Genomic DNA, 6,939 nt, shown 5'->3' with positions numbered 1-6,939 from the left:
GTCCCACCGCGACCGCATCGCCCGCGTCCAGCGTGACGCCGACGGTGCCGCGGATATCGTAGTCGCGCAGAATATCGGGATGAAAGGCGTGCGCCATCACTGCTGCGGCCGGCGCAGTCGCTCCAGCAGCAGGTCGCGCGCGGCGTTGGCGCGGCGCGTCGCCTCGTCCGAACCGCCGCGATCGGGGTGGACGTCCGCCACCAGCCGGCGGTGCGCGGCGCGGATCGCGCCGGCATCGGCCCCCGCCGGCACGCCCAGCAGCGCACGCGCGTCGCGCACCGCCGACGGGCGCCGCGCCGCAGGCTTCTTCAGCAGCCACCACACGCCCCAGATCAGCAGCGCCGCGACGATCCACTTCATGTCGGGATCCCCGTCATGCGAACAGCGGCAGCGCCGCCTCGGGCAGCGCCAGCCCGGCCATCATCTCGCGCAGTTCCTGCCGCGCGGCGACATGGCTGATGCCCATGCCGCCGAACGTCTTGGCGTCCAGCAGCGTCAGCCCCTTGGGAAACAGCTCGCGATAGATTACCCGCTCGCCAAGGCCGGGAATGATGCGGAAGCCGACGCGCCGCGCCAGCTGGTCCAGCGCCTCCGACACGCGGCGCATGTTGCGCGCCTCCAGATATTGCAGGCGGTTGCGCAGCACGACCCAGTCGATCGTCGTCCCGTCCTCGCGCGCGCGGGCCTTGCGCGCGTCCCAGATCAGCTCCGAATAGAAACTGGGGCGCGTCACCTTGAAGGTTTCGGGGTCGACATGGCCGATCAGGTCGAAATCGACGAAACTGTCGTTCATCGGCGTCACCAGCGTATCGGCCAGCGCCGCCGCGATCCGCGCCGCCGGATCGTCGCGCCCCGGCGTGTCGATCACCAGGAAATCATAGCCGTCGGTGAAGCCGCGGTAGAGTTCGCCGAAATTGCCGTCGGCGCGCCCGTCGCCGGTGGCATGGTGGGGCACGGGCAGGTCGATGCCGGTGCGCGTCACCGTCGCCTCGCGGTTGTCGAGGTAGCGGCCCAGCGTGCGCTGGCGGTGGTCGAGGTCGATGCAGGCGACGCGCGCGCCCTTCGCGGCGAGCGCGATGGCGACATGGACCGCGGTGGTCGACTTGCCGGTGCCGCCCTTTTCATTGGCGAACACAATGACATGCGTTCGCTGCGGCGGCGTCTCGGTCACCATCTCGGACAATTCGTCGCATCCCTCATTGATTGCGCTTCGTCGCGACCATAGAACCCGCCGCCGCGAGTTTCGAGGGGTAAGACGTGGAAGTATATCGCGATCTGGCGGGCCTGCGGGCCGCGCTGGCGGAAGCGCGTGCGGCCGGGCGCGAGGTGGCGCTGGTGCCGACGATGGGGGCGCTCCACGCCGGGCACGTCGCGCTGGTGGAGGCCGCGCGGCGTCCCGGCGCGTGCGTGGTCGCGTCGATCTTCGTCAATCCGAAGCAGTTCGGCGCGAACGAGGATCTGTCGCGCTACCCGCGCAAGGAGATCAGCGACATCGCGATGCTGACCGATGCGGGCTGCGACATCCTGTGGCTGCCCCCGGTCGAGGCGATGTATCCCGACGGCTTTGCCACCAACGTCTCCGTCACCGGGGTCAGCGACGGGTGGGACGGCGCGGCGCGGCCCGGCCATTTCGATGGCGTCGCCACCGTCGTCGCCAAGCTGTTCAACCAGGTCTGCCCGGCGCGCGCCTATTTCGGGGAAAAGGATTTCCAGCAGCTGGCGGTGATCCGCCGGATGGTGACCGACCTGGATTTCGAGATCGAGATCACCGGCGTGCCGACCCAGCGCGAGGATGACGGTTTGGCGCTGTCGTCGCGCAACGTCTACCTGCTGCCGGAGGAGCGCGCGAAGGCGGTGGCGCTGCCCCGCGCGCTGGGGGTGGCGGCGCGCACGATCCTGGGCGGGGGCGAGGTGGCGCGCGCGCTGGAGGATGCCACCGCGACGCTGGTCGGCGCGGGCTTCACGGTCGATTATGTCGCGCTGGTCGATGCCGAGACGCTGGTCGCCGATCCCGCGCCGGGGCGCCGCCGCCAGTTGCTGGCCGCCGCGCGGATCGGCAACACCCGGCTGATCGACAATCTGGCGGTCGACCCTGCTTAGACCAAAGTTGTAAGAAAGCCGGTTAATGCGTTAACCATTTGGTGACGCCGGTTGAGGCACACCCCAAGTCCATCGCAATGGATCGCAAGGGGCATCCGGTGGTAATGAATTTTCAACAGGCGCTGCTGGAGCGCCGGATTGCAGATGCCGGTCGCGGCGATGCGGATGCGGCCTATGACCTGGGCGTCGCCTTCTCGACGGGCACGTCGGGGGCGGTGATCGACCTGGTCGAGGCGCACAAATGGTTCAACCTGGCGGCCGCATGCGGCAACGCGGATGCCGGCGCGGCGCGCGCCGACGTGGCCGAGGACATGACCGCGCGCGAGATCGCCACCGCGCAGCGTGCGGCACGCGATCTGCTCGCCAGCATCCGGCGACACGCGGCCTGACGTTGCTTTCCCGCTGCGGGCGATTGTGAACGTCCCGGCGGCGATGATATGCGCGCTCCTTTGGGGGCGTGGACACCGCGGCCCCGGACAAGGGGGCGACGGCGGACATGGCATTTGCGGACCGTATCGGCGCGCTGCCCCCTGACGGCACCGGGCCGCTGTACCTGCAATTCGGCGCCATCCTGCGCGGAGCGATCGAGCGCGGCGCGCTGGCGCCCGGCGACGCGCTGCCCGCCGAACGCGAACTGTGCCAGGAATATGGCATCTCCCGCATCACCGTCCGCCGCGCGATCGCGGCGCTGAGCGACGCCGGCCTGCTGGTCGCGCGGCGCGGTGCGGGCACCTTCGTCGCGGGCACGGCCGTGGCGCATGCCGCCCCCGGCCCCGCTGCCGCCCCGGCGCGGGTGGAGAAGAGCTTCGCGCACCTGTCATCCTTCACGCAGGACATGCTGGCGCGGGGGCGCCGCCCCGAAAGCCGCTGGCTGGCGCGCAACGACGGCCTGGTCACTCCCGACGAGGCGCTGTCGCTGGCGCTGTCGCCGGGCACGCCGGTCTATCGTTTCCAGCGGCTGCGGCTGGCGGACGGGCAGCCGCTCGCGATCGAGCATTCGACCATCCCGGCCTATTGCCTGCCGTCGATCGAGGCGGTCGGCGAATCGCTCTATGCCGCGCTGGAGGCGGCCGGCTATCGCCCGACGCGCGCGCTGCAGCGGCTGCGCGCAATCCCGTTCCTGGATGCGCAGGCCGCGCTGCTTGACGTCCCCTCCGGTCATGCCGGGCTGCTGATCGAGCGGCGCGCCTTTCTGGCGGACGGGCGTCCCGCAGAGGTCACGCAATCCTATTATCGCGGCGACGCCTATGATTTCGTCGCCGAACTGGGCGAATGAAATACCAATAACGATCCACTACAATATCTATTGAAGGCCTATCATGGGCTGTGTAGGGTTGCTGGCGCAGGAGGAACGGCCATTTCTACCGACATGATCGCAGCGCAGCGGGCGACGTTGATGTTCGCCGAGGCCGGGGAGGCGGGGGACGCGGTGGCGCGGTTCCTGGCGGCGAACGGTGCGGCGATCGCGGCGCTGGCGCAGCGGTTGCGCGCGGCGGCGCCGGCGGTGATCGTGACGTGCGCGCGCGGGTCGTCGGACCACGCCGCCACCTATGGCAAATATCTGTTCGAGACGCTGCTGGGCGTGCCCGTCGCGTCCGCCGCGCCGTCGGTGGCGTCGGTCTATGCCGCGCCCGTGGCGCGTGGCGAGGGCGAGCGACTGGTGATCGCGATCTCGCAATCGGGGCGGAGCCCGGACCTGATCGCGACGGTGGAGGCGCACCAGCGTGCGGGCGCGCATGTCGTGGCGCTGGTCAACGATGCGGAATCGACGCTGGCGACGATGGCCGACACGCTGCTGCCGCTGCACGCGGGGCCGGAAACGTCGGTCGCGGCGACCAAATCCTGCCTGGTGGCGATGGCGGGACTGGCGGCGATCGCGGCGGACTGGGCGGGCGACGACGCACTGAAAGCGGCGGTGGGAACGCTGCCGACGCACCTTCCGGCGGCGTTCGCGCAGGACTGGAGCGCGGCGCAAGACGCGTTGGTGCAGGCGAACAACCTGTTCGTCCTAGGGCGCGGATACGGCTTCGGCATCGCGCAGGAAGCGGCATTGAAGCTGAAGGAGACGTGCGCGCTGCATGCCGAGGCGTTCAGCGCCGCCGAAGTGCGCCACGGCCCGATGACGATCGTCGGCGAAGGCTTCCCGATCCTGGCGTTCGCGACGTCGGACGTGGCGGGCGATGCCGTCCGCACGGTCGCCGCGGAGTTCGCGGATCGCGGCGCGATCGTGCGGATGGCCGATGCGCGCGGCGGCGGGGCGTTGCCGGCGGCGGCCAGCCACCCGGCGATCGAGCCGCTGTTGATGCTGCAAAGCTTCTACCGGCTGGCGAATGCGGTATCGCTGGCGCGCGGGCTGGACCCCGACCAGCCGCCGCATCTGGCGAAGGTGACCCGGACGCTATGACCGATACGATCATCCGGTATGCCAATGGTCATGTCGTCACCCCCGGCGGCACCTGGCCCGGCGCGACGATCACGGTCGATGCGGACGGGCGGATCGCGGGGATCGCCCCGCTGCCGCGCGACGCGGGAGCCGGCGCGATCGACCTGGCGGGCGGGTGGATCATGCCCGGCTTCATCGACACGCAGGTGAACGGCGGCGGCGGGGTGCTGTTCAACGACGCGGTCGATGTCGACGGCATCGCCGCGATCGCCGCCGCGCACCGGCCGTACGGCACGACCGCGCTGCTGCCGACCCTCATCAGCGACACGCTGGAGAAGGTCGCCGCCGCGCTGGATGCGGCGGAGGCGGCGATCGCGGCGGGCATAGCCGGCATCGTCGGCACGCATATCGAGGGGCCGTTCCTGAACCCCGCGAAGAAGGGCATCCACAATCCGGCGATGTTCCGCCGGCTGGACGCCGCCACGATCGCGCTGCTGACGCGCCCGCGGCGCGGCCGCGTGCTGCTGACGCTGGCGCCCGAATTGTGCGATCCGCGCGATATCGCGACGCTGGCGGCGGCGGGCGTGCGCGTCGCCGCCGGGCACAGCGACAGCGACTATGACACCGCGATGGCCGCCTTCGCCGCGGGGGCGAGCGGGGTCACGCACCTGTACAATGCGATGACGCCGCTGGGGCACCGCGCGCCGGGGCTGACCGGCGCGGCGTTCGACTGGGGACGCGCGTGGTGCGGGCTGATCGCGGATGGCGTCCACGTCCATCCCGCCGCATTGCGGCTCGCCACCCGGTTGCTGCCCGCCGACCGCGCGATGCTGGTCACCGATGCGATGCCCAGCGTCGGTGCCGCGCAGAAGGATTTCACGCTCTACGGCCAGCCGATCCATGTCGCGGACGGCGTGTGCCGCGGGGCCGACGGGACGCTGGCGGGATCCGACCTCGACATGGCGCAGGCGGTGGCGAACATGGTGCAGCTGATCGGCACCGCGCCGCAGGCGGCGGCCGCGATGGCGGCGACCAATCCCGCGGCGTTCCTGGGCCTGTCGCACGAACGCGGCATGCTGGCACCGGGCTTGCGCGCCGACTGGGTATGGCTGGATGCCGGTTTCCGCGCCCGCGGCACGTGGATCGGCGGCGAGCAGGTGGCGGGCGGCGAATGACGCGCGCCGCCGCAACGGGAGAGACGATCGCGTGACACGCCTGACCCTGCTGTCGCCGCTGCCCGGATGGGTATCCCCGCTGGACGAGGTGCCCGATGCGGTGTTCGCCGGCGGCATGATAGGGGACGGCGTCGCGATCGATCCTACCGGCGCGCAACTGGTCGCGCCCTGCGCCGCGACGGTGCTGTCCGTCCATGCCGGGCGCCATGCGGTGACGCTGCGCACCGATGACGGCGCCGATGTGCTGATCCATCTGGGGATCGACACCGTGGCGCTGGGCGGCGCGGGCTTCACGGTGCGCGTCGCCGCGGGGCAGCGGGTGGCGGCCGGCGATCCGCTGGTCGACCTCGACCTCGACCCGTTGCTGGCGGCGGCGACGAGCATGGTGACTCCGGTACTGGTGACCGACACCGACGCCTTCGAGGTGGTGGAGCGCCACCCCGGCGGGGCGGTGGCGATCGGCGAGCCGTTGCTGGTGATCGCGCGGCGCGGCGCGGCGGATGCCGCCGATGACGCGGCACAGGAGGCGGGGATCGCACGCGACGTCGTCGTCCCGCTGGCGCATGGCCTCCACGCGCGCCCGGCGGCGCGGATCGCGGAGGCGGTGCGCGGGCTGGACGCGCGCGTGACGATCGCAAAGGGCGCGGCGCAGGCGTCGGCGACCGGGGTGACCGCGCTGCTGGCGCTCGACGTGCGGCTTGGCGACACGGTCACGCTGCGCGCATCCGGCCCGGATGCCGCCGACGCGATCGAGCGGCTGACGACACTGATCGAGGGCGGCATGGGGGAGGCGGCACCCGCCGCCCCCGTCGCTGCCGCGGCCGTCGCTGCCGTGCCCGTCGCCGAACCGCTCCCGCCGCTTCCCGACGGCACGCTGCGCGGCGTCGCGGCGGCGCCGGGGCTGGCGATCGGTACCGCACGCTGGCTGGCGGCGCGCGATCGTGCGGTCGAACGCGACGGCGCCGGTGCGGATGCGGAGCGTGCGCGGCTCGACGCGGCGCTGGCGCAGGCGCGCGGCGCGCTGGACGCGGCGACCGGACCGGCGGCAGCGATCATGGCGGCGCATCGCGCGCTGCTCGACGATCCCGATCTGATCGAGGCGGCGCAGCGGCAGATCGCGGCCGGGCGCAGCGCGGGCCATGCGTGGCGCCACGCACTGCGCGCACAGGCCAAGGCGTTGCGCGCGACCGGCAACCCGCGGCTGGCCGAGCGGGCCGACGACCTGCTGGACGTCGAACGCCGCGTGCTGGCGGTGCTGGCGGGGGAGAGCGACGCCCCGGC

At 72.0% G+C, this 6,939-nt stretch carries 8 protein-coding genes; 6 read left to right on the top strand and 2 right to left on the bottom strand.

Annotated features, from left to right (window positions below):
* Nucleotides 1-96 precede the first annotated feature (96 nt).
* Both AX685_RS15350 and AX685_RS15345 read right to left on the bottom strand, forming a co-directional pair.
* Nucleotides 97-360, bottom strand: a complete 264-nt coding sequence (locus AX685_RS15350; RefSeq protein ID WP_066490182.1) for a J domain-containing protein — start codon at nucleotides 358-360, stop codon at nucleotides 97-99.
* Nucleotides 361-373: 13 nt separating this feature from the next.
* On the bottom strand, nucleotides 374-1,174 hold the full coding sequence (locus AX685_RS15345) for a division plane positioning ATPase MipZ (protein ID WP_066490181.1): 801 nt from the start codon (nucleotides 1,172-1,174) through the stop codon (nucleotides 374-376).
* A gap of 83 nt (nucleotides 1,175-1,257) precedes the next feature.
* On the opposite strand from AX685_RS15345, the gene panC reads away from it, so the two are divergent.
* From panC to AX685_RS15315, 6 genes are all read left to right on the top strand, one after another.
* Complete coding sequence (gene panC / locus AX685_RS15340) at nucleotides 1,258-2,100, top strand: pantoate--beta-alanine ligase (RefSeq protein WP_066490178.1); 843 nt, start codon at nucleotides 1,258-1,260, stop codon at nucleotides 2,098-2,100.
* Between the two features lie 104 nt (nucleotides 2,101-2,204).
* Nucleotides 2,205-2,489, top strand: coding sequence for a hypothetical protein (locus AX685_RS15335; RefSeq protein WP_066490185.1), 285 nt, complete (start codon nucleotides 2,205-2,207; stop codon nucleotides 2,487-2,489).
* 107 nt (nucleotides 2,490-2,596) lie between these two features.
* Nucleotides 2,597-3,376 (top strand): GntR family transcriptional regulator, encoded by a 780-nt coding sequence (locus AX685_RS15330; RefSeq protein ID WP_066490183.1) that lies wholly within the window; start codon nucleotides 2,597-2,599, stop codon nucleotides 3,374-3,376.
* A 93-nt stretch (nucleotides 3,377-3,469) separates the two neighbouring features.
* Nucleotides 3,470-4,504 (top strand): SIS domain-containing protein, encoded by a 1,035-nt coding sequence (locus AX685_RS15325; protein WP_066490175.1) that lies wholly within the window; start codon nucleotides 3,470-3,472, stop codon nucleotides 4,502-4,504.
* Nucleotides 4,501-5,658 carry an N-acetylglucosamine-6-phosphate deacetylase gene (gene nagA / locus AX685_RS15320; RefSeq protein ID WP_066490172.1) on the top strand — a complete coding sequence of 386 codons (1,158 nt, stop codon included), beginning with the start codon at nucleotides 4,501-4,503 and terminating at the stop codon, nucleotides 5,656-5,658. Before AX685_RS15325 ends, nagA begins: the two co-directional genes overlap by 4 nt.
* 31 nt (nucleotides 5,659-5,689) lie before the next feature.
* Nucleotides 5,690-6,939: glucose PTS transporter subunit IIA (locus tag AX685_RS15315; RefSeq protein ID WP_197418645.1), on the top strand; the 1,250-nt coding region annotated here is incomplete at its 3' end.

It is taken from the genome of Sphingomonas sp. CCH9-F2 (assembly GCF_001556735.1).
Classification (GTDB): Bacteria; Pseudomonadota; Alphaproteobacteria; order Sphingomonadales; family Sphingomonadaceae; genus Sphingomonas; species Sphingomonas ginsenosidimutans.
The sequence above is the reverse complement of the archived record's forward strand: the minus strand, read 5'-3'. Positions and strand labels throughout refer to the sequence as shown.